This is a genomic window from Hydrogenophaga sp. (genome assembly GCF_050250835.1).
Lineage (GTDB): Bacteria > Pseudomonadota > Gammaproteobacteria > Burkholderiales > Burkholderiaceae_C > Hydrogenophaga.
Genome location: NZ_JBFWNX010000006.1, coordinates 90786 through 114284, shown reverse-complemented (window position 1 = coordinate 114284; position 23499 = coordinate 90786). Strand labels below are relative to the sequence as shown.

Below are 23499 nucleotides of genomic sequence, written 5' to 3'. Positions count from 1 at the left end.
ATTGCCCCTTGGGGGGTGACGCGCTGAAAGCGCGGTGCGGGGGGTTCAATGAAGCAGCGCCATGGGACCGCTTGGCAGCTCTTCTGGCGAGTAGTCCGGATGGTTGGACACAAAGAAGCGAAGTTTCTGGTCCAGACGAGACACGCGGGTGTTGGCCACGCTTTCGCAGTGGTGTTTGGAAATCAGGTTGAACAGCTTGCCGCGCAGGAACCACAGGTCCTTCGGCGTTTCGCAAGACATGAGCGCCGCGTGGATGCGCGTGCGAAGCGGATCCTTGATGTCGGCCATGGCCTCGTGAAACTCGTCCACCAGAAAGTCGAGCTCCAGTACCTGGGTGTCCTGGTCGTGGACCTGTCGGGTTTTGCCAAACCATGGCAACCTGAAAAACATGAAGCGCTCCGTTGTCTGATGTCCGGGAGCTGAAGAACCTCCCGGCTACCTTCCATTCATCGACAGACGAACGGCGCGCTTGAGCGTGAAAAACGTCCTTAAGCGAGGCCGCCCGATGGGCGGCAAACGCTGTCACCCGATGGTGAACAAAGGGGGAGTCTGCTCCGTTGTCGCATCAACCAAAAGCACTCACCACACGCACCACCTCGGTGCCGTAAGCCTCGCGTTTTTTCTGGCCAATGCCGGAAATGCCGTCCAGATCGGACAGGCTGCGGGGCAGACGCGTGGCAATCGCACGCAGCGTGGCGTCGTGAAAGATCACGAACGCCGGCAGGTTGTGCTCCCGCGCCACGCTGGCACGCCAGGTTTTGAGGGCTTCCAGGCAGTCGCGCTGGGCCAGGCTGAGTGGCTGGCCGTCGGCGCTCCTGGCGGTAGCGCGCGCTGCGCGCTGGCGGCTGCCACGCGCCGCGCCCGGTGCCTTGTCGGCCAGGGTGCGCAACCACACCTGGCATTGCCCCTTGAGGATGTCGCGAGCACCATCGGCCAGGTGCAGGGTGTTGTAGGGCGCATCATGGACCTGCACCGCCTCGCGGGCGATGAGCTGGCGCAACAGGGCGCGCCACTGGGTCTCTGACCAGTCGGCGCCGATGCCGAAGGTGGAGAGCTTGTCGTGTCCGTACTGGGCCATTTTCTCGGTCGACTTGCCGCGCAGGATGTCCATGATGTGGCCGGCGCCGAAGGCGGTGCCGCTGGCCTGTTGCACACGGTAGATGCACGAGAGGAGTTTTCGCGCGGATTCGGTGGCGTCGTGCAGCTCGGGCGGATGCAGGCAGTTGTCGCAATTGCCGCAGGGCTGGCTGTCTTCGCCAAAATACTTCAGCAGGCGCACGCGCCGGCAGTCGCTGGCTTCAGCCAGCCCCAGCAGGGCGTCGAGCTTGCCGCGCAGCACCTGTTTGAACTCGTCCGCCGCCGGGCTTTCGTCGATCATGCGGCGCTGGTTCACCACGTCCTGCAGGCCGTAGGCCATCCAGGCGTTGGCCGGTTCGCCGTCGCGGCCGGCGCGGCCGGTCTCCTGGTAATAGCCTTCGATGTTCTTGGGCATGTCCAGGTGGGCGACGAAGCGCACATCGGGCTTGTCAATGCCCATGCCAAAGGCGATCGTGGCCACCATGATCAGGCCCTCCTCGCGCAGGAAGCGGTCCTGGTGGCGTTGCCGCACCGCGCCGTCCAATCCCGCGTGATAAGGCAGTGCGTCCAGTCCGGCTTCGCAAAGCAGCGCGGCCACCTCCTCCACTCGCCGGCGCGACTGGCAGTAGACGATGCCGGCGTCGTGGCCGTCGGCACCGGTGTGTTCGTCGCGGATGAAGCGCAGCAGCTGCGTGGTGGCGTCCTTCTTTTCCACCAGCTGGTAACGGATGTTGGGCCGGTCGAAGCTGCTGATGAAGGTTCGCGCCTGCTGCAGTTGCAGACGCTCGACGATGTCGGCGCGGGTGAGGTCGTCTGCGGTGGCCGTGAGGGCCACGCGCGGCACGCCCGCATAGCGCTCATGGAGCACCACCAGTGCGCGGTACTCCGGGCGGAAGTCGTGTCCCCACTGGCTCACGCAATGCGCCTCGTCGATGGCGAAGAGGCCGAGTTTGCCGCGCTCGTGCAGCGAGTCCAGCAGCGCCAGGAAGCGCGGCGTGGTCAGGCGTTCGGGCGCAGCGTACAGCAGCGTGAGCTCACCGCGAAGCATCTGCTTTTCGACCTTCTGCGCGTCTTCGCTGGACAAACTGGAGTTGAGGAAAGCGGCCGCCACGCCTGCCTCGATCAATGCACCGACCTGGTCGTGCATGAGCGCGATCAGAGGTGAGACCACCACCGTGAGTCCCTGCCCGGCGCGCTCGCGCACGATGGCCGGCACCTGGTAGCACAGCGACTTGCCCCCACCCGTGGGCATCAGCACCAGGGCGTCACCGCCTGCGCCCACGTGGGTGACGATATCGGCCTGCGGGCCGCGGAAGGCGTCGTAGCCGAACACCTCGTGCAGCACGCCCAGGCTGGCCTCCAGCAGTTCGCCCGCCGGGGCGATGTCGATGGTGTCTTCCTGCATCGGGCTACATCTGTTCCCAGGGCAGACCGTCGAAGCGCCAGCCATTGAGGCTGGAGCGCTTGAAGTCCTCGTTGAGTTCGCCCTCGAAGCCATGCACCACGTGGGCCACGTCGGTGAAACCCGCGGCCTCCAGCGCCTTGCCTGCGTCCAGCGTGCGCTTGCCGCTTCGGCAGATCAGCAGCACCGGGCGGTCCTTGCCGCCCGCTTCTTCGGCCACGGCTTGCGCAAAACGCGTCGGGTCGGGCGTGAGGTCAGGGTATTCGTACCAGGGAATGTTCTCCACGCCGGGCGGGCGACCCACGTACAGCGATTCGATCTCCATGCGCACGTCCACGAACAGTGGAGGCTCCTCGCCGCGCGCGACGCGCTGTTCGCGCTCGGCCTGCAGCCAGGCCCAGGCCTGCTGGGGCGTGAGGTGTTTCATGCCCGGTATTGTCGGGGAATTCACAGGGCTGCCCGTGCGGACCCGCCCGGGATCGACGGGGTGCTTCATACAATCCAGCCATGAACGCCCCAGCCTACACCCGCGCCCAGGCGCTGCCCGCCATCCTCCAGCAACGCATCGCCGTCCTCGACGGCGCCATGGGCACCATGATCCAGCGATTCAAGCTGGACGAGGCGCAGTACCGCGGTGAGCGGTTCAAGGACTTCCACAAGGACGTCAAGGGCAACAACGAACTGCTGAGCCTCACGCGCCCGGACGTCATCCGAGACATTCACGAAGGCTACCTGGCCGCCGGTGCCGATCTCATCGAGACCAACACCTTTGGTGCCACCACCATTGCGCAGGACGACTACGAGATGGGCCATCTGGCGCGCGAGATGAACCTGGCCTCCGCCCGCATTGCGCGGGCCGCCTGCGACAAGTTCAGCACGCCCGAGCGACCCCGTTTCGTGGCCGGAGCCCTCGGCCCCACACCCAAGACCGCCAGCATCAGCCCAGATGTGAACGACGCCGGCGCTCGCAACGTCACCTTCGAACAGCTGCGAGCCGCCTACCTGGAACAGGTGGAGGCGCTGGTCGAGGGCGGCGCTGACGTGCTGCTGGTCGAGACCATCTTCGACACGCTCAATGCCAAAGCGGCGCTGTTCGCCATCGACGAATTCTTCGAACGGTCTGGCCAGCGCCTGCCCCTCATCATCAGCGGCACGGTGACCGACGCCTCCGGCCGCATCCTCAGCGGCCAGACGGTGAGCGCGTTCTGGGCCAGCGTGCGCCACCTGCAGCCCCTGGCCGTGGGCCTGAACTGTGCCCTGGGTGCCGCGCTCATGCGGCCGTACATCCAGGAGCTGTCCAAGGTCGCGGGCGACACCTTCATCAGCTGCTACCCCAATGCCGGACTGCCCAACCCCATGAGCGACACCGGGTTCGACGAGACGCCCGAGGTCACCAGCCGCCTGCTGCGCGAGTTCGCTGCCGAAGGACTGGTCAACATCGTGGGTGGCTGCTGCGGCACCACGCCCGAGCACATCGCAGCCATTCACGACAGCGTGAACCCGCTCGCGCCGCGCGGGCTGCGCAAGGACTTCTTCTACAAGGAAGCGGCCTGAATTCCCGAGAACGCGCGGGGTCAATCGGCCTCGCGCAGAATCGGCGTTCCCTTCAAGGGGAGTAGTCAGTTCGCCACCCGGCGCCATGCCGGGCCTCGGCAAATGGGGTTTTCGTCAATACGCAGCCTGACGGCCGCCGGAAACCCCCAGCCGCGCATCCTTGCGCGGTGGTGGCAAGACCTTGGGGTGTTTGTTCAACACCAACCCGAGGTTTTTCATGGAAAGCATTGCCCCCGTTTGGCTGTGGGTCGTCTTCGTCGTGTTCGTCGTCGCGGCCCTGTTTGTCGATTTCGTCGTGCTCAAAAAGCAGGGCTCTCACGCCGTGGGCGTGAAGGAGGCGCTGAACTGGTCGCTTGTCTGGGTGGCCTTGAGCTTTGTTTTCAACGCGCTGTTCTGGTGGGCCGTGAAGGACACCACCGGGTCGAGCGCGCTGGCGAACGAAAAATCGCTGGAGTTTCTCACCGGCTACCTCATCGAGAAGAGCCTGGCGGTGGACAACATCTTCGTGTTCTTGTTGATCTTCACCTACTTCGCGGTCCCGGCCGAGTTCCAGAAGCGCGTGCTCATGATCGGCATCGTGGGCGCCATCGTGTTGCGCACCGTGATGATTCTGATGGGCGCCTGGTTGATCTCGGAGTTCCATTGGGTGCTGTATGTGTTCGGTGCTTTCCTGGTGCTGACCGGCGTCAAGATGTGGTGGGCGGCGGGCAAGGAAGCGGGCCTGGATGACAACCCTGCACTGAAACTGCTGCGCCAACTGATTCCCGTGAGCAAGGGCTTCGACGGCGAAAAGTTCTTCACGGTCGAGAACGGCAAACGCCTTGCCACGCCGCTTTTCATGGTGATCTGCCTCGTGGGACTGACCGATGTGATCTTCGCGGTGGACTCCATCCCGGCCATCTTTGCCATCACGCAGGACCCCTTCATCGTGCTCACCAGCAACGTGTTCGCCATCCTGGGTCTGCGCGCCATGTTCTTCCTGCTGCAGGCCGCAGCCGGGCGCTTTCACTTGCTCAACTACGGTCTGGCGGTGATCCTGGTCTTCATCGGCGGCAAGATGCTGTTGATCGACATCTACAAGATTCCGGTGGCGGTGTCGCTGGGGGTGGTTTTCACCATCCTCGCCATCACCATGCTCTGGAGCAGCAAGACCGCACCGAACACTTGAAGGAACAGGTCAGCCCCCACGCTCCGCCGCTGCGCGGGTCGCTGCCCCCCGAGGTGGCTGATTCGCCTTGGGGCGGCCCGGCAGCGACTCAGTCCGGAATCAGCCGGTCGATTTCCTTCTGCATGGAGAAGACGAGCTGGCTGTAGAGCTGCAGCTTGATGTCGTTCTGCCGCAGGCGCGCGCTCAGGCGCTGGGCCACGGCGCTGAGCAGCTTGGCGGCGGTGGTGGGTTCCTCGGCGATCAGGGCTTCGAGCGATTCGCGGTTGAGCACGGCGCATTGCACGGCGGTGCTGGCGGTGCAGGTGGCCGAGCGGGCGGCACCGTCCATGAGCGACATCTCGCCCAGGAGGCCACCCGGCCCGAGCACGTTCACGGTCAGCTTGTCCAGGCGGCTGACCACGTCGGCCTCCACAGTGACTTCGCCGTCGACCACCAGCGCCATGAAGCCGTCGTCACCGGTGCCACCGCTGGCACCCTGGCGGATGATGGCTTCGCCCTCGGCGTAGCGCCGCAGTTCCATGAAGCCCATGGCCGTGAGGGCCTCGGCCTCGCTGAGCTGCACCAGCGCCTTGGGCGAGCACAGCAGTTGCGCCGCCCGCAAGGCGGTAGGCGAGCCTTTCACGCGCGAGCGCCGCACCCCCGAAGGACTCAGGCGCGAACGGAACAGTCGCTGGATCAGGGCCATGGGCGGGAATGCAAAGAACGGTTCAACAGCCGCGATTGTCGTCGGTCAGGTCGGGCGCACCGCTTTGGCACATCCGTTGCTTGGGGGGTTGTGCCATGCCACTCGAATCTTCCGCCATCGTCAGCCGCCCGGAGGCGCCACCCACCGACGCGTGGCGCGATCCACTGGGCCTCCTGCTGGCGTCCACGGGTGAAGGGGTGTTCGGCGTGGATCTGGACGGCCTGTGCGTGTTCATCAACCACGCTGGCGCCCGCATGATCGGCTTCGTGCCCGACGAATTGCTGGGCCGCAACATGCACGAACTCACCCACCATTCGCACGCGGGCGGCGAGCACTACCCGGTGGAGGACTGTCCGATTTTCAATGCCTTCCGCCAGGGCCTGCCGTGCCGGATCGACAGCGAGGTGTTCTGGCGCCGCGACGGCACGTCGTTTCCGGTCGAGTACTCCAGCCACCCCATCGTCGATGAGGGACAGGTGCGCGGCGCGGTGGTGACTTTCGTGGACATCACCGAACGCAAGCGGGCAGCGGATGCGCTGCAGCGCGCCAAAGACCAGCTGGAGGAGCGGGTGCGCGAGCGCACGCTGGCGCTGGAAACGGCGTTGAAGCAAGTGCGCGAACTGGCGGCGTGGTCGGAGACCGTGCGCGAGGACGAGCGCACCCGCATCGCCCGGGAGGTACACGACGAACTGGGCAGCCTGCTGGTGGCGCTGAAAATGGACGTGAACTGGATGGACAAGCGCCTGGCAGAGCAGGAACAGCGAACCGCCGAGGCCGCACACGACATGCGCGACCGCATGCGCTGCAAATGCCAGAACATGAGCCGCCTGATCGAGAACGCGGTGGACAACGTGGGTCGCATCATCACCGACCTGCGACCCAGCATCCTCGACCATCAGGGCCTGTGGGCAGCGCTGGAATGGCAGGCGCAGGAATTCGTGCAGTCGGCCGAGATGGCCCTGGATTGGTGCATGGACGCGGGCGACGCCGCCGATCCGCCCGAACCGTTGGCCATGGCGGTGTTTCGCATCTTCCAGGAAATGCTCAGCAACGTCGGTCGTCATGCGCGTGCCGACCGGCTGGGGGTGGACATCGTCGTGCAGGCGACCGTGTTGCGCCTGACCGTGCAGGACAATGGCGTGGGTGCGCCGGCGCAGGCATTTGAAGCCGCCGACGCCTACGGCGTGATGGGCATGCGCGAACGGGCGCGCCATTTCGGCGGCGACATTCAAATCGACAGCGCACCAGGACGGGGCACGCGAATGTGCCTCACGGTCGCGCTGACGGCGGAGACATGACGTGAACACCTCTTTCGACCTGTTGACCGAAACCATCCGCGTGCTGATCGGCGACGACCACCGCATCGTGCGCGAGGGGCTCAAGCAGATCCTGGCGGACGCGCCCGACGTGCAGGTGGTGGCTGAAGCGCAGACTGGCGAGGAGGTGCTGGCGCACGTGCGGGCGCTGCGTGGCAAGGAAGGCCTGGACCTGGTGCTGCTTGACATCGCCATGCCTGGTCTGGACGGACTGGACGTGCTGCAGGCCATCAAGCGCGAGCATCCGCGCCTGCCGGTCCTCATGCTCAGCACCTATCCGGAAAAACAGTACGCAGTTCGCTGCATTCGCCTGGGAGCTTGCGGCTACCTGAACAAGAGCGCCGACCCCGACGACATGCTGGCCGCCGTTCGCAAGGCCGCTGGGGGCGCAGTTTTCGTGAGCCAGGCCACCGCTGAGGCGCTGGCGGCGGCGGTGGGCAGCACCGGTGCGCAGGCCGGGCCTGAATCGCTCTCGCACCGCGAGTACCAGGTCTACCGGCTGTTGACCCAGGGCCGCACCGTGAGCGAGATTGGTGCACAGCTGGGCCTGGCGCCGAATACGGTGAGCACCTACCGAGCGCGCATCCTGGAAAAGACCGGCGCCAAGAACGACGTGGAGCTCGCGCTGTACGCCGAGCGCCACGCGCGCACGCCCAACGCGGGCTGAAACACGGCTGTTTGTAGGGCTGGCCCTACACCGCGTCGTCAGGCGCTCGGCGAATTTCGGCAAGCGTGCGCCCAAAAGTCTTGCTGGCATGGGTTCTGGCCCGTTGCTTGCAAATGCCACCCCGTCTTCAACTCACGAGGTGTGCCATGTCCGAATTCTTTGATCCCTACAACGCCGACCGTCCGCTCATGATGAAGTGCAGTTGCGGGCGTGACCACACCGTGGCCGACCTCCACGCCGAAGTGGCAGCAGACAGCGCGGCGGTGGAATTGCGCCGGCGCAGCGAGACCGCCGATTTCGAGGCCTACAGCAACGAATTCATCGAGGCGACCCTGGTCAAGGCACTGTTCCCGCAAGACGAGGTTCGTCGCCGCTTCCTGCGGGCGGTCGGTAAAGGCACTGCGATGGCGGCCATCGCCAGCGTGCTGCCCGTGGGCACCATGCAGGCCATGGCACAGGACAAGGGCGCGCTGGAGAAGACCAACCTCAAGATCGGCTTCATCCCCATCACCTGCGCCACGCCACTGATCATGGCCCACCCGCTGGGCTTCTACAGCAAACAGGGTCTCAATGTGGAAGTCACCAAGACGGCAGGCTGGGCCCTGGTGCGCGACAAGGTGATCAACAAGGAATACGACGCCTCGCACTTCCTCTCGCCCATGCCGCTGGCCATGAGCATGGGACTGGGCTCCAACGCCATTCCGACCAACGTGGCCACGATCCAGAACATCAACGGCCAGGCCATCACGATGTCGATGCGCCACAAGGACAACCGCGACCCGAAGAACTGGAAGGGCTTCAAGTTCGGCATCCCGTTCGACTACTCGATGCACAACTTCCTGCTGCGCTACTTCCTGGCCGAGCACGGCGTGAACCCGGACACCGACGTGCAGTTGCGCGTGATCGCGCCACCAGAGATGGTGGCCAACCTGCGCGCGGGCAACATCGACGGTTTTCTGGGCCCCGATCCGTTCAACCAGCGCGCGGTGTACGAGGAGGTGGGCTACCTGCACACCCTCACCAAGGACCTGTGGAACGGCCATCCCTGCTGCGCCTTCGGCACCACCACCGAATTCATTCAGAAGAACCCCAACACCTTTGCGGCCCTGTACCGTGCGGTGCTCACCGCCGCCGCAATGGCACGCCAGCCCAAGAACCGTGAACTCATCGCCAAGGTGATCGCCCCCAGCCAGTACCTCAACCAGCCTGAGGTGGTGGTGCAACAGGTGCTCACCGGCAAGTACGCCGACGGGCTGGGCAAGATCCAGAACGTGCCTGACCGCGCCGACTTTGATCCGATGCCCTGGCAGAGCATGGCGGTCTGGATGCTCACGCAGATGCAGCGCTGGGGCTACGTGAAGGGTGACGTGAACTACCAGCAGATTGCCGAGAAGGTGTTCCTCATCACCGATGCGCGCAAGCACATGAAGGAACTCGGGCAGTCCGCGAGCGCAGGCTCCGGCTACACCAAGCACATGATCATGGGCAAAGAGTTCGATCCGACCAAGGCCGCCGCCTACGCAAAGAGCTTTGCGATCAGCAAAGCGGCGTGACCATGAAGCAAGTCGCCACACTCAACCTGCGTGCAGCAGTCGTGTCGCTCTTTTTGCTGGCCTGCTTCATCGGCATCTGGCAACTGGCGAGCACGGGCCTGTCGGTCGGCGGTGCATCCAGCGGGATGACCGCCGAGGAAATCGAGTACGCGAAGATGATGGGCAAGGATCCCGGGGCTGAAAAAAGTGCCGGTTTCCCCCCACCCCTGGAGGTTGCCAAGGCCAGCTGGGTGCATCTGTCCGACCCGTTCTACGACAAGGGCCCGAACGACAAGGGCATCGGCATCCAGCTCGGGCATTCGCTGGCGCGCGTCGCCGCTGGGTATCTGCTCGCCATGGCCGTGGCGATTCCGCTGGGCTTCCTCATCGGCATGTCGCCGCTGATGCGCAAGGCATTCGATCCCTTCGTCCAGGTGCTCAAACCCATCAGCCCGCTGGCCTGGATGCCGCTGGCACTCTACACGCTGAAGGACTCGGATGTGAGCGGCATCTTCGTCATCTTCATCTGCTCGATCTGGCCCATGCTGATCAACACCGCGTTTGGCGTGGCGTCGGTCAAGCGCGAATGGCTCAACGTGGCGAGCACGCTGGAGGTGAACCCCATCCGCAAGGCTTTCCAGGTGATCCTGCCGGCGGCGGCGCCCACCATCCTCACTGGCATGCGCATCAGCATGGGCATCGCCTGGCTGGTGATCGTGGCCGCGGAGATGCTGGTCGGGGGCACCGGCATCGGCTATTTCGTGTGGAACGAGTGGAACAACCTTTCGCTCACCAACGTGATCTTCGCCGTGCTGGTCATTGGCGTGGTCGGCATGCTGCTCGACCTCATGTTTGCCCAGCTCCAGAAGGTGGTGACCTATGTGGAGTGAATCCAGCGTGCGCGAAGGCGCCGCCTTTCCAGAAGTCCTCGCACCGGCCCCTACGAAAGCAACCAAGATGACCGGTTTCCTGCAAGTGGAAAAACTCGCCAAGGCGTACCAGGCCGACAAACCCGTGTTCGCCGACGTGTCGTTCGCCATCGACAGGGGCGAGTTCGTCTGCATCATCGGCCACAGCGGCTGCGGCAAGACGACCATCCTCAACGTGCTCGCTGGCCTGGACACCGCCACATCCGGCCACTGTTTCATGGACGGCCGCGAGATCAGCGGGCCCAGCCTTGAACGCGGCGTGGTATTCCAGAGCCACGCGCTCATGCCCTGGCTCACAGTGCGGCAGAACATTGCGTTTGCGGTCAAGTCGCGCTGGCCCGACTGGGGCCGTGCAGAGGTGAACCAGCACGTCGAAAAATTCGTGGCGCTCGTGGGCCTCTCCCCGGCCATCGACAAGAAACCAAGCCAGCTCTCCGGCGGCATGAAGCAGCGCGTGGGCATTGCGCGCGCGTTCGCCATCCAGCCCAAGATGCTGCTGCTCGACGAGCCCTTCGGCGCGCTGGATGCACTCACGCGCGGCACCATTCAGGACGAGCTGATGGGCATCGTGGGCGAGACACACCAGACCGTCTTCATGATCACGCACGATGTGGACGAAGCGATCCTGCTGGCCGATCGCATCCTGCTCATGAGCAACGGCAACGAGGGCCCGAACGGCTACGCGCCCGGCGGCATGGCCGAGGTGGTGGTGAATCCGCTGCCGCGTCAGCGCACGCGTGCGCAGCTGCACCACCTCGATGGCTACTACGAGCTTCGCAACCACATTGTCGATTTCCTGGTCAGCAGGGCAAAAGCCCACTGACCGTCTTTCACCTTCACCTTCACCTTCACCTTCTTCAACACGCAACGAGGCAACCATGAGCCGACTCGACGTCACCGAAAAAATCATCTCCACCAAAGTCACCAAGGGCCTCAGCTGGGCCGACGTGGCAAAAAAAGTGGGCCAGTCCAAGGAATGGACCACCGCGCTGTGCCTGGGCCAGATGACCGCCACGCCCACGCAGGCCAAGGTGCTGGGCAAGCTCTTTGGCCTGACCACCGACGAGCAGAAGTGGCTGCAGGTCGTGCCGTACAAGGGTTCATTGCCCACCACGGTGCCCACCGACCCGCTGATCTACCGCTTCTACGAACTGGTCAGCGTCTACGGCACCACCTTCAAAGAACTCATTCACGAAGAGTTCGGCGACGGCATCATGAGCGCGATCGACTTCAAGATGGACATGCAGCGCCAGGCGGACCCGAATGGCGATCGCGTGAACATCGTGATGTCGGGCAAATTTCTCCCCTACAAACAGTATTGACCCCCCGCCGCGCTGCGCGCGTCCCCCCTGGACGGGGACGCGGCATGCGGTGAATCTTTTCAGAAAGTCTTGTCCATGGAGCCGCGCCCGCCGCTGCCACCCTTCACCGCCGAGACCGCCGCGCAGAAGGTGCGCATGGCCGAGGACGCGTGGAATTCGCGCGACCCCGATCGTGTGGTGAAGGTCTACACCGAAGACACGCGCTGGCGCAACCGCGCCGAGTTCCCGGTGGGCCGTGACCAGGTGCATGCCTTCCTGGTGCGCAAGTGGGCGAAAGAGCTGGATTACCGGCTCATCAAGGAGCTCTGGGCATTCGAGGCGAACCGCATCGCCGTGCGCTTCGTCTACGAATGGCACGACGACTCGGGCCAGTGGTTTCGCTCGCACGGCAACGAGAACTGGCAGTTCAATGAACTCGGCTACATGGAGCAGCGCCACGCCAGCATCAATGACCGGCCCATTCATGAGCGCGAGCGGCTGTTCCATTGGCCGCTGGGGCGCCGGCCAGATGATCATGCGGGCTTGAGCGCGCTGGGTTTATAGGGTGGTGACGGCGTCACGCCATCCATGCGATGGCGTTTTCGGACACAGGACCACGCCAGGCAATCCCTTGTAGTGTGCGTCGCAGGCGAGCAGCTCGGCGCCCTGCTGTACCGCCGTTGCATACACGATGGCGTCTGCCGTGGCCAGCTTGTGCTGGCGATGCAACTCGGCGGCCAGCAGCGCCGTCGCGGTGTCAAGTGGTGTCACGTGGCACTTCATGGTGTAGGCAATGACTTGATCCGCCTGCGACTCACCGAGTTCGCGCCACAACCACCTGGACAGTTCCAGCTGCACGATGGTCGGCACGACGCACAAGTCCTTCTCCGGAATTTCCTTCGAAAGTTTCTTGCCGACCGTTGAACCGATCAACCATTCGATCCAGGCCGAGGTGTCGATCACACGCAAGGGCGCCGCCGTCAGCAGCGGTCTTTGCGGTCACGGTACCCCGCCCGTGCTCGCGACTTTGGCGATGCCGGCGAGTTGCTTGCGCTCGGGCACGGGCATCACCAGGACACCCTTGTCTTTGGGGATGAACACGAACTCTTGTCCTGCTTCCCAATGCAGTTCGTACCGAACGGCCTTGGGAATGGATATCTGGAACTTGCTGGAAAGGGTGGCGGCGGCGGCCACGTCTTATTTCCGGTGCATCAATCTTGAGAAGGTAAGAACATACCCGTGCTGATCGACGGCCGACTCGACTACCCCGGCAGCGGAATCCACTCGTCGTCATCCCCCGGCGGCAGCGGAATGCGGCCGGCTTGCCAGTCGGCCTTGGCCTGCTCGATGCGCTCCTTGCGCGAGGATACGAAGTTCCAGAACACGTGGCGCTCGCCGAGTGGCTCGCCGCCAAAGATCATCAGCGTGCTCTTCTCGCGCGCAGTGATCACGGCATCCGCGTCGTCGCCGAACACCAGCAACTGGCCGGGTTCATAGGTCTGCCCCGCGTGTTCGATCTCGCCGCGGGCCACGTACACCGCCTGTTCTTTGTGGCCGCCAGGCAGTGCCTTGCTGGCGCCTGCTCGCCATTCGGTGTGCAGGTAGAACAGCGTCGAGTGCGTCTTGACCGGGCTGGTCATGCCGTAGGCTTCGCCGGCAATCAGGCGCATCCACACGCCGTCGGCCTCGCTCACCGGCAGGTCGCGAGCCGGGTAGTGGGTGAAAGCCGGCTCGGTCTCTTCGTCGGCTTCGGGCAGCGCCACCCAGAGCTGCATCAGTTCCAGCCCACCACCCTCGAACGACTCGGGGTGGCTGAAGCGTTCGGAGTGCGAGATGCCGCGTCCGGCGGTCATCCAGTTCACGTCGCCCGGCACGATGGATTGCTTCACGCCCAGGCTGTCGCGGTGCATCACCTGGCCGCTGAGCAGGTAGCTCACGGTCGACAGGCCGATGTGCGGGTGCGGCCGCACGTCGGCACCCTTGATGTCTTCCGGTGCCAGCGTCACCGGCCCGGCGTGGTCGACGAAGATCCACGGGCCGACCATGCGGCGTTTTGCGTACGGCAGCACACGGCGCACTTTGAGGCCGTGGCCCAGGTCGGCTTCGCGGGCGGTGATCACCATCTCCAGCATGCGGTTCTCCTGTTCAGGCCGTCGTGGCGGCAATGCGGCCCATCTTGCCACTCTGGAAATCGGCGAAGGCCTGGTGGATCTCGGCCTCCGTGTTCATCACGAACGGACCATATCCCACCACCGGCTCGTCGATCGGCTCGCCGGTGAGCCACAGCACGGTGGCGTCTTCCAGCACCTCGAAGCGCACGTCCTCCCCCTCGCGTGAGAACACCGGCATCTGCGCCGCGCCCACCTCCTGGCCGTCGGCCAGGCGCAGGCGACCGCGCAGCACCAGCGGCGCTGTGGTGTGGCCTTCGGTAGCGGGCAGTGTCACGGTGTGGCCGGCCTTCAGGCGCAGGTCCCAGACCTGCATGGGCGTGAAGGTGTGGGCCGGGCCCTTGGCGCCGTTCAGTTCGCCCGCGATGATGCGGGCCACACCGGCACCGTCGGCCAACTCCACCTGCGGAATCTGCTCGCGCGTGATGCCCTGGTAGCCCGGCGCGGCCATCTTGTCGCGCGCCGGCAGGTTCACCCAGAGCTGCACCATCTCGAAGGGGCCACCTTCTTTCGCGAAACGCTCGCCGTGGTATTCCTCATGCACGATGCCGGCCGCTGCGGTCATCCACTGCACTTCACCGGGGCCGATGGTGCCGCCGCCGCCGCTGGAATCGCGGTGCGAGACCTCGCCGTCGTAGACGATGGTCACGGTCTCGAATCCGCGGTGCGGGTGCTGGCCCACGCCGCGCTGCTTGGTGGTCGGCTCGAAGCGCGTCGGGCCGCCGTAGTCGAGCATGAGGAAGGGCGAGAAGCGCTCGGGCCGGTCGTTGTACGAAAACATGCTGCGCACCGGAAAGCCGTCACCGACCCAGTGGCCGCCGGCATTGCGTTGGATGAAGGAAACGGTTTTCATGGGGTGTACTCCTGATTGAAAGAGCACTGTACCGGCCCTGTGTTCCCGTGATAAGTCGGTAAGATCACAAATCATTTTTCAATGAAATGAACAATCGTGGACTTGAACGACACCCTGGTTTTCGTGCGCGTGGCACAAGCGGGTAGCTTCAGTGCCGCTGCGCGGCTCATGGGCATGCCGGTGTCCACGCTGAGCGTGCGCGTCTCTCGGCTGGAACAGCGCCTGGGCGTCACGCTGCTCCAGCGCACCACACGCCGCCTGAACCTCACCGAAGCCGGGCAGGCGTATCTGCTACACGCTGCGCGTGGCCTGGAAGAGATTGCGCAAGCCGAAGCGCAGATCGACGCCGGCCGGCACGAGGCACAAGGCCTGCTGCGCATCACGCTGCCCATCGACATGGGCGACGAACAGTTGCTGGACATCCTGAGCGGGTACCGCGCGCGGCACCCGGGCGTGTCGGTGGAACTGGTGTTCTCCGATGCGCGGCTCGACCTCGTGGAACAGGGCCTGGACGTGGCACTGCGCGCGGGTGAACTGGCCGATTCCAGTCTGGTGGCGCGGCAGATCGGGCAAGCGCGATGGGCGCCCTTTGCGCATCCTGACTACCTGGAGCGCGCGCCCGCGTTGCGCCAGCCCAAAGACCTTGCGCAACACGCCGCGCTGTGCTTCAGCCCGCTCGGCCGCGAGAGCTGGACGCTGATGCGCGGCAAGACCAGCGTCAATGTGCCGCTGCAGAGCGCTTTCGCCGCCAACGACATGCGCCTGATCCGCCAGCTCGCACTCAACGCACAAGGCGTGGCCCTGCTGCCCGACTACGTGTGCCGCCGCGAGGTGGACCACGGTCACCTGGTGCCGCTGCTGCCCGGCTGGTGCGCGCGCACCGACCCCATTCACCTCGTCTACCCCAGCCAGCGTTATGTGCCGGCCAAGCTGCGGCACTTCATGGATGAAGCGGGGCCTGCACTGTCTGCCCTTTTCGAGCGGTAAGCTTCGTTTCCCATGCGCATCGAACATCTCCGCCAGCGCCTGCGCGCACTCGGCGCCAACCCCCGCCACGAGCAGCGCGTGCTGCGCCTGTGGTCGCAGGCGTTGCCACAGGACGCCGGCCGGCGCGAGATCGGGAGCTTCCTGCCGTCGACCCTGGTGGCTGCCTTGCCTGCATTGAGCGAAGAGCTTGCCGGCCTGGCCAAGCTGGTGTCCGAACACCCCGGGGAAGACGGCTCCGCCCGCCTGCTCGTGGCCCTGCCCGACGGCCAGGCGGTGGAGAGCGTGCTGCTGCCGCGCGACGGCCTGTGCGTGTCCACACAGGTGGGGTGTGCCGTGGGGTGTGTGTTCTGCATGACCGGCACCACCGGGCTGATCCGCCAGGTCGGCAGCGCCGAGATCGTGGCGCAGGTGGCGCTGGCGCGCACGCGGCGCCCGGTGAAGAAGGTGGTGTTCATGGGCATGGGCGAGCCCGCGCACAACCTGGACAACGTGATGGAAGCCATCGACCTGCTCGGCACCGTGGGCAACATCGGCCACAAGAACCTGGTGTTCTCCACCGTGGGCGACCCGCGCGTGTTCGAGGCGCTGCCGCAAGGCCGTGTGAAGCCCGCGCTGGCGCTCTCGCTGCACACCACCAAGCCCGACCTGCGAGAACAACTGCTGCCGCGCGCGCCGCGCATCACGCCCGAAGCGCTGGTGGACGCCGGCGAGGCCTATGCACGCGCCACCGCCTATCCCATCCAGTACCAGTGGACCTTGCTCGAGGGCATCAACGATGGCGACGACGAGATCGAGGGCATCGTGCGTCTGCTGCACGGCAAGTACGCGATCCTCAACCTGATCCCCTACAACACCGTGGAAGAGCTGCCCTTCAAGCGCCCAAGCTGGGAACAGGCCGCCGACATGGCGCGCCGCCTGCACCGCAGAGGCATCCTCACCAAGCTGCGGCAGTCGGCGGGGCAGGACGTGGAGGGCGGGTGTGGGCAGCTTCGGGCGCGGGCGGAACGGCCACTAAGCACGGTCAAGTGGTTGGATAAATCACAAATCAAACAAAGTTTTGTTTGATTTGTGATTTAATCTGGCTATGTTGCACCGTTACGCATTCTCAAACTTTCAATCTTTTCGCGACCGCACAGAAGTTTCGTGGTTGCTGGATCGCACGGTGCCTGCTGCGGTTTGGTCGGATCAGGTCAACTCGGGCGAGCGAGTGAGCCGTGTGATGGCAGTCATTGGTCCTAACGCCAGTGGCAAGACGGCCTTGCTCAAACCCATCTTGTTCATGCACTGGTTCGTAAGCCATTCCTTCAGTGCCGAGCCAGGGGCTGCACTTCCCTTTCAATCCCATGCGGCAGCGCCGAATGAACCCTCTGAATTCGAGGCGGAATTGGACGTGGACGGTCGCCTCATGCGTTACACACTGCGCACCACCCGGCTGCGCGTACTGCACGAAGCGCTCTATGTGCGAAACGTGCGCATGAACTACGTGTTCGTGCGAGAGTGGAACGATTCGACCCAGACCTATGACATCAAGCAACAGGGTTTCGGCCTCAAACCCTCAGAAGCGCTCAAGGTTCGTCCGAATGCATCGTTGATAGCCACCGCTGCACAGTACGGCGTGCCACTTGCGCGGCGTCTGGCGGGTAGCCAGATATGGAGCAACATCCATCAGCACGGCCGCATCGTGAACGACGCCGGCCAATTGATCCAGGCCGCCACGCATTTCGCCTCCGAAGAGACCCAGCGGCAACAACTTGTGCACCTGTTGTCTGCGTGGGATCTGGGCTTGAGCGATGTGCAGATTCGCGAAGTGGAGACCGTGCAACCGGATGGCGAGACCAACAAGTTCTGGTTGCCATTTGGCATCCATCGGGCAGCGGGCAAGGCCTTATTCGAACTGCCTTTTGCGCTGGAATCCAGTGGTACTCAAGGCGCATTGGTGTTGCTGTCTCGACTTCTCCCGGTCCTGGCCACCGGTGGCTTGGCCGTGATCGACGAGTTCGAGAACGATCTACATCCTCAAATGCTGGAACCCATTCTGGATCTGTTCGCGAGTCCCGTCACCAATCCGCGCGGCGGTCAACTGCTGTTGACCTGCCACGCCATGGAGGTTCTGAATATTCTTCACAAGTCCCAGGTAACGCTGGTCGAGAAGGACGAAGACAACCAGAGCAGCAGCTGGCGGTTGGACAGTACGCAGGGCATCCGTAGCGATGACAACCTGTATGCAAAGTACATGGCTGGTGCCTACGGCGCGGTGCCGCAATTGTGAGGAAGGGAGATCAGCGCAAAGTTGCTCGGACCATTTTATTGGTGGGCGAGGGCGACGCCGAAGAACTCCTCTTGAGACATTTGAAGGCGCTGTTCGTGCTTCGTGGATCGGGGTTGGCGGTGACCATCAAGAATGCGCGCGGCAAAGGCGCGCAGCATGTGGTGAGCTTTGCCATTCGACATTCGCGAAACGCAGAGTACGACGAAGTCGTTGCGCTATTTGACACCGACGCGGCATGGACCGAGAAGGTTCGAGTGAATGCACGCAAGGGAGGAGTGCAAATGCTTCCATGCGAGCCGTGTCTCGAGGCACTGCTGCTCCAGGCGTTCGGACAAAGCACCGGAGGCTTCACCACGCAGCAGCTCAAGCAACGGTTTCTCTCGCTCTTTGGACGACCCGCTCACAGCAATCAATACCTGCGAGAGGCGGACGCAAAGTTCTTTGAAGACGCTCAGCATCACGTCCCCGCCATCGCCACACTTTTGGCTTTGCTCAGACTGTGAAACCACTCAATGCAGCGTCAGCGGCCTTGAAGTCGTCTTGACCCGCACCACCGCCGGGCGTGGCTCGTAGGGCGCGGGCGTCGTGCCGCAGATGTCCGCCGCAATGGCGCGAGACTGGCGGGCGATGGGTTCGATGAAGCGGCTGGGCTGGCCGTCGATGGTGATGCAGTCGCCCATGGCGTGGATGTGCTCATCGCTCGTGCGCAGCGTGCCCGCTTCTACCGCAATGCCGTTGTTCCACACGAGCCCGGCGCTCTGGGCCAGGCGCGGTGGGGTCTGCAGGCCGGCAGCGGCGATCACCTGGTCGGCGGCAAAGCGCTGGCCGCAGGCGGTGGTGAGGCGGTAGCGGCCCGCGATCTGTTCGAGTGCGGCCACCTGCACACCACCGACGAAGCGGATGGAGAGGTCCTTCCAGGCTTCCAGCAACGGCGCACCGGCTGCTTCGGCCGGCCAGCGCGCGAGCGGGGCGGCCTGCACGTCGAGCAGCGTGATGCGATGGCCGCCGAGTGCGAGGTCGTTGGCGAGTTCGCTGCCGATGAGGCCGGCGCCAACGATCGCCACGTCTCTCGGGGTGTCACCCAGCGCGGTGCGCAGCTTCTGGTAAGCGGCCAGGTGGTTGATGCGCCAGCACAGCGCGGCGGGCAAGCTGGCTGGCAGCGCGGCTTGCGCACCGTGCGCGAGCACGAGTTGTTCGTACTTGAGGGTGCCGCGCGTGGTGCGCAGCGTGCGGGTGTCGGGGCAGATGCGCACGGCCTGCGTGTTCGCCAGCAGGCGCACGTTGAGGCGGATCGCTGCCGCCGCCCCGCTTTCGCGTGCCAGCGATTCGGGTGCGAGGCCGCGCGCCATGGCGATGGACAGCATGGGTTTGTCGTACACATCGCCCGCGCAGTTGCTCACCAGGGTGATGGGCAGGTTGGCGTCCAGCGCGCGCAGGGCTTCGGCCATCTGCCAGCCAGCACGGCCCGCGCCAACAATGACCACACCCGCGTCACCGCGTGTGGCCACCGGCGCGCTGCCGGCCATGCCGGCGCGCAGCGCGTCCATCGAGGGTGCGGTGTAGGGCGTGAAATCGGCCTTGGTCACGCCGCACAGCGGGCAGGCCCAGTCGTCGGGAATGTCGGCATATCGCGTGCCCGGCGGCAAGCCGCCATCCGGGTCGCCGTCGGCTTCGTTGTAGATGTAGCCGCAGGCTTCGCAGATGTAGGAAAGGTAGGCGGCAACATCGGGTGGGGGCTTCGACAAGCTCAGCCCGAACGGTGGGGTGGGCTCCGGTCCCGCTTCAAGGGTGTTCATGACGGCATCACCTCGGCAGACAGCCGCGCCATTTCCTTGCGCAGGTGCTTGATGGCCGGCGTGACGATGGCCACAAAGTGCGACTCGCGCACGCGGCGCTGCACCTCGGAGCTCATGAGGTAGCCCCGGGCCCCCTGGTGCAGCAGCGCCGACTGCGCCGCGCGCAGGCAGAGCTCGGCGCCGTGCGCGCGCGCATCGAGCACGTCGATGAAGAAGTCCACTGAAAGGTTGAACGGCGTTTCTGCGAGCCGCATCACGCGCGCGGTGAGTGTGTCCAGCTCGGCCTGCAGCGCGTCGGGCCGGTCTTCCAGGAACTGGTTCACGTGGCCCAGCTGCGCTTCCACCGCCCACATGGAATCAATGGCGCCCTGCGTGACGCCCACGGCCATGCCGCACTGGAGCATGACGAAGGCGGCGCGGATGCGGGCGATGTACGGCTTGGCCGGGTCGGCCATCACCTCGTCGGCTCCGATGAACACGTCCTTGAGGCGCAGCGCGTAGGTGCCGGTGCCCTCCATGGCCGAGAAGCTTGGGCATTCGCGCAGCTCCACGCCGGGTGCATGGCAGCGCAGCAGGAACATCACTTCCCGGCCCGCGAGCTGTTCGCCGTCCATCACCGCCGCCAGCACACCGCAGGCGTGGTCGGGACCCAGGTTGCTCACCCAGGGCAGGCTGCCGTTGACGAGGTAGCCACCTTCCACCGGCGTGGCCTTGAGCAGCAGGCTTTCGATCTGGGCGTAGCTCTTCATGGGGTTGGACATGCCGGTGCCGCCCAGCGTGAGCCCGCTGGCGTGAGCGGACAGTGCCTCACCCATGAGCGCCGGGTTGCCCGAGGCCTGCATGTACAGGCCGCACACCGCCTGGCACCACACCATGAAACCGGTGGCGCCGCACACGCGCGAGACCTCGGCCATGGCGCGGATCGCCAGACCGTAGTCGGCGCGTCCCACGGGTGCGTCCAGGTGCGCGCTGAAGGCACCGAGAGCACCGAGCTGTTGAAGCACCTTGCGCGGGTAGAAGCCCTCGCGGTCGCAGGCTTCCACCACATCGGCCAGCGGGCCCCGCGCCACGGCGCGCACGGCGGCGATCAGCTCGTCTTCCTGGGTCAGCTCGCGGGGCAGGTCGTTCGGGTTCATTCAAGCTCCTACGGGTGGGGATGCCCTTCGACAGGCTCAGGGCGAACGGAAGAAAACCCGTTCGGGCTGAGCCTGTCGAAGGATCGAAGCCTTCAGGCCAACGCAATCTCGAAGGGAATCGGATTGCGCATGGAGTTCGCCACCGGCGAATAGAAGTTCGCGTGCTGCACGATCTCGTCCAGCACCTCACGCGTGGCGTCGCCTTCCACCAGCACCTTCACGCGGATCGCCTGGAAACCCATCTCGGGGGGCGTCTTCTCCAGCGCGCCACCGGCACCCCACGCGGCGGGGTTGCCGATGTCGCCTTCCAGAAACACCTCCAGTTTGCTGAGCTTCACGCCCTTCCAGGTGGCCACCGCCGTGATGCCCACCGCCAGGCAACCGCCCAGGCCAGACAGCACGATCTCGCCCGGCGCGGGCGCGGTGTCTTCACCGAACAGGTGCAGCGGTTCGTCCACCACCACCGGCGCGTGCTGGCCCACATACGAGAGTGAGCGGTACTGCCCTTCCATCACGGTGTGGACCTTGTTGGTGCCCCGGCTGGCCGGGTTGCCCTTGCCTTTGGCGGCGAAGGCGGCAAGGCCGGTGCTGTCAATCGGCCGCAGGTAGGCCTTCACGGTGGTGACGGGGCTGGTGGGTTCAAGGGTGTCGGTGGCGGACATGGTGTCTCCGGGGTGTTGAATGGATGCGATGAAAGATCAGGCGGCGAGTGCGAGGCTGGGCTTGCGGGTGGACTTCGCCACCGGCAGGCCGGTCTCGATCGGCAGGCTGTCGTCGCGCGACCACTCGTTCCACGAACCGAAGTACATGCGCACGTCGCTGAAGCCGGCCTGCTTGAGCGCGAGGAAGGTGTTGGACGCGCGCGCGCCCTTGAAGCAGTAGAGGTACACCGTGTCATCGGGCGCAATGCCGGCGGTGGCGCATTCGGCTTTCACCTCGTCCGGCGTCTTGAACACCGGGCCTTGCGCCGAAGGCTTCATGAAGCGGTACCACTCCACCCACTTGGCGCCGGGCAGGCGGCCCTTGCGAGGCGCGAAATCCTTGCCGTAGGGCGACGAACTGTCGCCGATCCACTCGTCCACGTCGCGCACGTCGAGCAGCACGGTGTCGGTGCCCAGGGCGGCCTGCACGTCGGCCTGGGTCAGCATCACGTCGGCCATCGGCAGCTCGGGGAAGGTGGCGGGCGCCGGGGTGGCAGCCTCGGTGGACACGGGCAGGCCGGCGGCTTTCCAGGCGCTGAAGCCGCCGTTGAGCACCTTGATCTTCGGGTAGCCCAGCCAGGTCAGCAGGTAGTAGCCGCGGCACGACTGGCCGTAGCCGCTGTTCATCGCGTCTTCGTAGAACACCGCCGTCTCTTTCCCCGAAAGGCCGGCAGCGCCGAGCGCTTCGGCAAACGTGGCCTTCAGCGCCTGCAGGCCTTCGGGCGTGGAGGTGGCCAGATACGTGAACACCTCGCGCAGGTTCACCGCGCCAGGAATGTGGCCGGCGGCAAAGGTGTCCGCGTCGCGCGTGTCGATGACCACGACAGGCTCGGACGACTGCAGGGCAGCAAGCTGGGCGGGGGCGATCAGGGTGGCTTCAATGCTCATGGAGACCTCGCAGAAGTGGCGGCAGGCGGGATTGCCTGAGGTCTCTAGCGCAACCAACGTGCCAGGGTGGTGGGCACGCGGGTCAAAGCGTGAAGGGCGTTGAATTTGTTGAGTTTTTTGGGTTTTGGTTGGGGACCCGTTGGTGGCGGTGGCGACTTGCATGCGCCACTGGATCAACACAGTGTCGACACTGTGTCGACACTGTGTTGATCCAGTGGGTGCTGTGCTGTTGGCTACGCCGCGTGGGCGTGCAGCCAGGCGACCATGTCGGCAGTCACCTCATCACGGATGGTCTCGTTGAGGATTTCGTGCCGAGCGGCCGGGTACAGCTTGACCGTCACATCGGCGATGCCTGCGTCTCGGTAGCGCTGCCCCAGCAACTGGATCAGTGAACCGCCTCCCGCGAGCGGGTCAGCGTCGCCGGAAGCGATCAGGAGAGGCAGGTCGTGGCGGATGCCCGCCAGCACCGTCGGGTCCGCCAGGCGGGCGGCCGGGGCGAACAGTGAAGGAATCACATCGTCTGGCACATCCCACCCACACCAGGGATCTGCGATGTACGCATCCACCTCGGCGTCATCGCGCGAAAGCCACTCGTATCCTGTGCGGTGTTCAAACCCCGCATTGAATGCTTCCAGCCCGGCAGGGGCGTCTTTCGGTGCACTGGCCATGCCGGCAGCAAGCATGTCGAGCGCAGTCGAACCAGACAGAACCACACCCGACCAGGTCGATGCGTGGTCGAGGATGGCCGCCTGCGCGGCAAACGACCCCATCGAATGCCCGAACAGAAACAGCGGAAGGCTGCCATGTTGGGCGCGCAGCGCATTGCCAAACTGGGCCACATCGGCGATCAGTCCACCAAAACCAGCGGCGCCAAAGTCACCCAGATGCCTATTGGCAGTGCGCCCGTGCCCACGGTGGTCGACCGCGTGGACCACAAAACCAGCGGCATTCAGTGCCTTGGCAAACCGGTCATAGCGTTCACCATGCTCGGCGAGTCCGTGGGCAATCTGCACCACGCCAGCGGGCGTGCCAGTCACGTCGGTCCAAGCATACGTTGCGACCTTTGTGGC

Annotated in this window: 26 protein-coding genes; 13 read left to right on the top strand and 13 right to left on the bottom strand. The window is 64.9% G+C overall.

Going from position 1 to position 23499, the window contains the following annotated elements:
* Positions 1-45: 45 nt before the first annotated feature.
* From AB7F11_RS10020 to AB7F11_RS10010, 3 genes are all read right to left on the bottom strand, one after another.
* Positions 46-390 carry a hypothetical protein gene (locus AB7F11_RS10020; RefSeq protein WP_428290742.1) on the bottom strand — a complete coding sequence of 115 codons (345 nt, stop codon included), beginning with the start codon at positions 388-390 and terminating at the stop codon, positions 46-48.
* Positions 391-565: 175 nt separating this feature from the next.
* Positions 566-2482 (bottom strand): DNA helicase RecQ, encoded by a 1917-nt coding sequence (gene recQ / locus AB7F11_RS10015; protein WP_428290741.1) that lies wholly within the window; start codon positions 2480-2482, stop codon positions 566-568.
* Positions 2483-2486: 4 nt separating this feature from the next.
* Positions 2487-2906, bottom strand: coding sequence for a rhodanese-like domain-containing protein (locus AB7F11_RS10010; protein WP_428290740.1), 420 nt, complete (start codon positions 2904-2906; stop codon positions 2487-2489).
* Positions 2907-2986: 80 nt separating this feature from the next.
* Between AB7F11_RS10010 and AB7F11_RS10005 the strand changes: the two genes are divergently transcribed.
* Both AB7F11_RS10005 and AB7F11_RS10000 read left to right on the top strand, forming a co-directional pair.
* On the top strand, positions 2987-4033 hold the full coding sequence (locus AB7F11_RS10005) for a homocysteine S-methyltransferase family protein (protein ID WP_428290739.1): 1047 nt from the start codon (positions 2987-2989) through the stop codon (positions 4031-4033).
* A 217-nt stretch (positions 4034-4250) separates the two neighbouring features.
* Positions 4251-5201 carry a TerC family protein gene (locus AB7F11_RS10000; protein ID WP_428290738.1) on the top strand — a complete coding sequence of 317 codons (951 nt, stop codon included), beginning with the start codon at positions 4251-4253 and terminating at the stop codon, positions 5199-5201.
* Positions 5202-5289: 88 nt separating this feature from the next.
* On the opposite strand, the gene AB7F11_RS09995 is transcribed toward AB7F11_RS10000, so the two are convergent.
* On the bottom strand, positions 5290-5886 hold the full coding sequence (locus tag AB7F11_RS09995; protein WP_428290737.1) for a cyclic nucleotide-binding domain-containing protein: 597 nt from the start codon (positions 5884-5886) through the stop codon (positions 5290-5292).
* 95 nt (positions 5887-5981) lie between these two features.
* Between AB7F11_RS09995 and AB7F11_RS09990 the strand changes: the two genes are divergently transcribed.
* The 7 genes from AB7F11_RS09990 (at position 5982) to AB7F11_RS09960 (ending at position 12195) form a co-directional block, all read left to right on the top strand.
* Positions 5982-7184, top strand: coding sequence for a PAS domain S-box protein (locus AB7F11_RS09990; RefSeq protein ID WP_428290736.1), 1203 nt, complete (start codon positions 5982-5984; stop codon positions 7182-7184).
* 22 nt (positions 7185-7206) lie between these two features.
* On the top strand, positions 7207-7869 hold the full coding sequence (locus AB7F11_RS09985) for a response regulator (protein WP_428290749.1): 663 nt from the start codon (positions 7207-7209) through the stop codon (positions 7867-7869).
* A 146-nt stretch (positions 7870-8015) separates the two neighbouring features.
* Positions 8016-9422 (top strand): CmpA/NrtA family ABC transporter substrate-binding protein, encoded by a 1407-nt coding sequence (locus AB7F11_RS09980; protein ID WP_428290735.1) that lies wholly within the window; start codon positions 8016-8018, stop codon positions 9420-9422.
* A gap of 2 nt (positions 9423-9424) precedes the next feature.
* A complete protein-coding gene (gene ntrB, locus AB7F11_RS09975; protein ID WP_428290734.1) occupies positions 9425-10291 on the top strand; it encodes a nitrate ABC transporter permease in 867 nt (288 codons plus the stop codon).
* Positions 10281-11153: an ABC transporter ATP-binding protein gene (locus AB7F11_RS09970; protein ID WP_428290733.1), complete on the top strand. Its 873-nt coding sequence runs from the start codon at positions 10281-10283 to the stop codon at positions 11151-11153. The genes ntrB and AB7F11_RS09970 overlap by 11 nt, the downstream gene beginning before the upstream one ends.
* 55 nt (positions 11154-11208) lie before the next feature.
* A complete protein-coding gene (cynS, locus tag AB7F11_RS09965) occupies positions 11209-11652 on the top strand; it encodes a cyanase (protein ID WP_428290732.1) in 444 nt (147 codons plus the stop codon).
* A gap of 75 nt (positions 11653-11727) precedes the next feature.
* On the top strand, positions 11728-12195 hold the full coding sequence (locus AB7F11_RS09960) for a DUF1348 family protein (RefSeq protein ID WP_428290731.1): 468 nt from the start codon (positions 11728-11730) through the stop codon (positions 12193-12195).
* Here the strand turns inward: AB7F11_RS09960 and AB7F11_RS09955 are convergent.
* The 4 genes from AB7F11_RS09955 to AB7F11_RS09940 all read right to left on the bottom strand — a co-directional run bounded on the left by AB7F11_RS09955 (position 12190) and on the right by AB7F11_RS09940 (position 14652).
* Complete coding sequence (locus AB7F11_RS09955; protein ID WP_428290730.1) at positions 12190-12594, bottom strand: type II toxin-antitoxin system VapC family toxin; 405 nt, start codon at positions 12592-12594, stop codon at positions 12190-12192. The genes AB7F11_RS09960 and AB7F11_RS09955 overlap by 6 nt on opposite strands.
* Before the next feature lie 36 nt (positions 12595-12630).
* Positions 12631-12825 (bottom strand): AbrB/MazE/SpoVT family DNA-binding domain-containing protein, encoded by a 195-nt coding sequence (locus AB7F11_RS09950; RefSeq protein WP_428290729.1) that lies wholly within the window; start codon positions 12823-12825, stop codon positions 12631-12633.
* Between the two features lie 68 nt (positions 12826-12893).
* Positions 12894-13763, bottom strand: coding sequence for a pirin family protein (locus AB7F11_RS09945; protein ID WP_428290728.1), 870 nt, complete (start codon positions 13761-13763; stop codon positions 12894-12896).
* 13 nt (positions 13764-13776) lie between these two features.
* Complete coding sequence (locus AB7F11_RS09940; protein WP_428290727.1) at positions 13777-14652, bottom strand: pirin family protein; 876 nt, start codon at positions 14650-14652, stop codon at positions 13777-13779.
* A 96-nt stretch (positions 14653-14748) separates the two neighbouring features.
* Here AB7F11_RS09940 and AB7F11_RS09935 point away from each other — a divergent pair, with 96 nt between their 5' ends.
* The 4 genes from AB7F11_RS09935 (at position 14749) to AB7F11_RS09920 (ending at position 18411) form a co-directional block, all read left to right on the top strand.
* Positions 14749-15639, top strand: coding sequence for a LysR substrate-binding domain-containing protein (locus AB7F11_RS09935; protein WP_428300738.1), 891 nt, complete (start codon positions 14749-14751; stop codon positions 15637-15639).
* Positions 15640-15651: 12 nt separating this feature from the next.
* The gene (locus tag AB7F11_RS09930) at positions 15652-16704 is read left to right on the top strand and encodes an RNA methyltransferase (RefSeq protein WP_428299979.1); all 1053 of its coding nucleotides are present in this window, start codon (positions 15652-15654) and stop codon (positions 16702-16704) included.
* Positions 16705-16786: 82 nt separating this feature from the next.
* Positions 16787-17908, top strand: coding sequence for an AAA family ATPase (locus tag AB7F11_RS09925; protein WP_428290724.1), 1122 nt, complete (start codon positions 16787-16789; stop codon positions 17906-17908).
* A 41-nt stretch (positions 17909-17949) separates the two neighbouring features.
* Positions 17950-18411 (top strand): hypothetical protein, encoded by a 462-nt coding sequence (locus AB7F11_RS09920; RefSeq protein ID WP_428299980.1) that lies wholly within the window; start codon positions 17950-17952, stop codon positions 18409-18411.
* Between the two features lie 6 nt (positions 18412-18417).
* On the opposite strand, the gene AB7F11_RS09915 is transcribed toward AB7F11_RS09920, so the two are convergent.
* The 5 genes from AB7F11_RS09915 to AB7F11_RS09895 all read right to left on the bottom strand — a co-directional run bounded on the left by AB7F11_RS09915 (position 18418) and on the right by AB7F11_RS09895 (position 23466).
* Complete coding sequence (locus tag AB7F11_RS09915; protein WP_428290722.1) at positions 18418-19704, bottom strand: FAD-dependent oxidoreductase; 1287 nt, start codon at positions 19702-19704, stop codon at positions 18418-18420.
* Entirely contained in the window at positions 19701-20840 is a 1140-nt protein-coding gene (locus tag AB7F11_RS09910) for an acyl-CoA dehydrogenase family protein (protein ID WP_428299981.1), read from the bottom strand. Before AB7F11_RS09910 ends, AB7F11_RS09915 begins: the two co-directional genes overlap by 4 nt.
* A gap of 92 nt (positions 20841-20932) precedes the next feature.
* Positions 20933-21502, bottom strand: a complete 570-nt coding sequence (locus tag AB7F11_RS09905) for an OsmC family protein (RefSeq protein WP_428290720.1) — start codon at positions 21500-21502, stop codon at positions 20933-20935.
* A gap of 36 nt (positions 21503-21538) precedes the next feature.
* Positions 21539-22429, bottom strand: coding sequence for a sulfurtransferase (locus AB7F11_RS09900; RefSeq protein ID WP_428290719.1), 891 nt, complete (start codon positions 22427-22429; stop codon positions 21539-21541).
* A gap of 233 nt (positions 22430-22662) precedes the next feature.
* Positions 22663-23466: an alpha/beta fold hydrolase gene (locus tag AB7F11_RS09895; protein ID WP_428300737.1), complete on the bottom strand. Its 804-nt coding sequence runs from the start codon at positions 23464-23466 to the stop codon at positions 22663-22665.
* Positions 23467-23499: the final 33 nt, after the last annotated feature.

Coding starts and splice junctions, on each gene's coding strand:
- AB7F11_RS09945 (WP_428290728.1), bottom strand. CDS start 13,763: ATGCTGGAGATGGTGATCACCGCCCGCGAAGCCGACCTGGGCCACGGC.
- AB7F11_RS09900 (WP_428290719.1), bottom strand. CDS start 22,429: ATGAGCATTGAAGCCACCCTGATCGCCCCCGCCCAGCTTGCTGCCCTG.
- AB7F11_RS09940 (WP_428290727.1), bottom strand. CDS start 14,652: ATGAAAACCGTTTCCTTCATCCAACGCAATGCCGGCGGCCACTGGGTC.
- cynS (WP_428290732.1), top strand. CDS start 11,209: ATGAGCCGACTCGACGTCACCGAAAAAATCATCTCCACCAAAGTCACC.
- AB7F11_RS09980 (WP_428290735.1), top strand. CDS start 8,016: ATGTCCGAATTCTTTGATCCCTACAACGCCGACCGTCCGCTCATGATG.
- AB7F11_RS10005 (WP_428290739.1), top strand. CDS start 2,987: ATGAACGCCCCAGCCTACACCCGCGCCCAGGCGCTGCCCGCCATCCTC.
- AB7F11_RS09960 (WP_428290731.1), top strand. CDS start 11,728: ATGGAGCCGCGCCCGCCGCTGCCACCCTTCACCGCCGAGACCGCCGCG.
- AB7F11_RS09910 (WP_428299981.1), bottom strand. CDS start 20,840: ATGAACCCGAACGACCTGCCCCGCGAGCTGACCCAGGAAGACGAGCTG.
- AB7F11_RS09915 (WP_428290722.1), bottom strand. CDS start 19,704: ATGAACACCCTTGAAGCGGGACCGGAGCCCACCCCACCGTTCGGGCTG.
- AB7F11_RS09990 (WP_428290736.1), top strand. CDS start 5,982: ATGCCACTCGAATCTTCCGCCATCGTCAGCCGCCCGGAGGCGCCACCC.
- ntrB (WP_428290734.1), top strand. CDS start 9,425: ATGAAGCAAGTCGCCACACTCAACCTGCGTGCAGCAGTCGTGTCGCTC.
- AB7F11_RS09995 (WP_428290737.1), bottom strand. CDS start 5,886: ATGGCCCTGATCCAGCGACTGTTCCGTTCGCGCCTGAGTCCTTCGGGG.
- AB7F11_RS09970 (WP_428290733.1), top strand. CDS start 10,281: ATGTGGAGTGAATCCAGCGTGCGCGAAGGCGCCGCCTTTCCAGAAGTC.
- recQ (WP_428290741.1), bottom strand. CDS start 2,482: ATGCAGGAAGACACCATCGACATCGCCCCGGCGGGCGAACTGCTGGAG.
- AB7F11_RS09905 (WP_428290720.1), bottom strand. CDS start 21,502: ATGTCCGCCACCGACACCCTTGAACCCACCAGCCCCGTCACCACCGTG.
- AB7F11_RS09930 (WP_428299979.1), top strand. CDS start 15,652: ATGCGCATCGAACATCTCCGCCAGCGCCTGCGCGCACTCGGCGCCAAC.
- AB7F11_RS10010 (WP_428290740.1), bottom strand. CDS start 2,906: ATGAAACACCTCACGCCCCAGCAGGCCTGGGCCTGGCTGCAGGCCGAG.
- AB7F11_RS10000 (WP_428290738.1), top strand. CDS start 4,251: ATGGAAAGCATTGCCCCCGTTTGGCTGTGGGTCGTCTTCGTCGTGTTC.
- AB7F11_RS10020 (WP_428290742.1), bottom strand. CDS start 390: ATGTTTTTCAGGTTGCCATGGTTTGGCAAAACCCGACAGGTCCACGAC.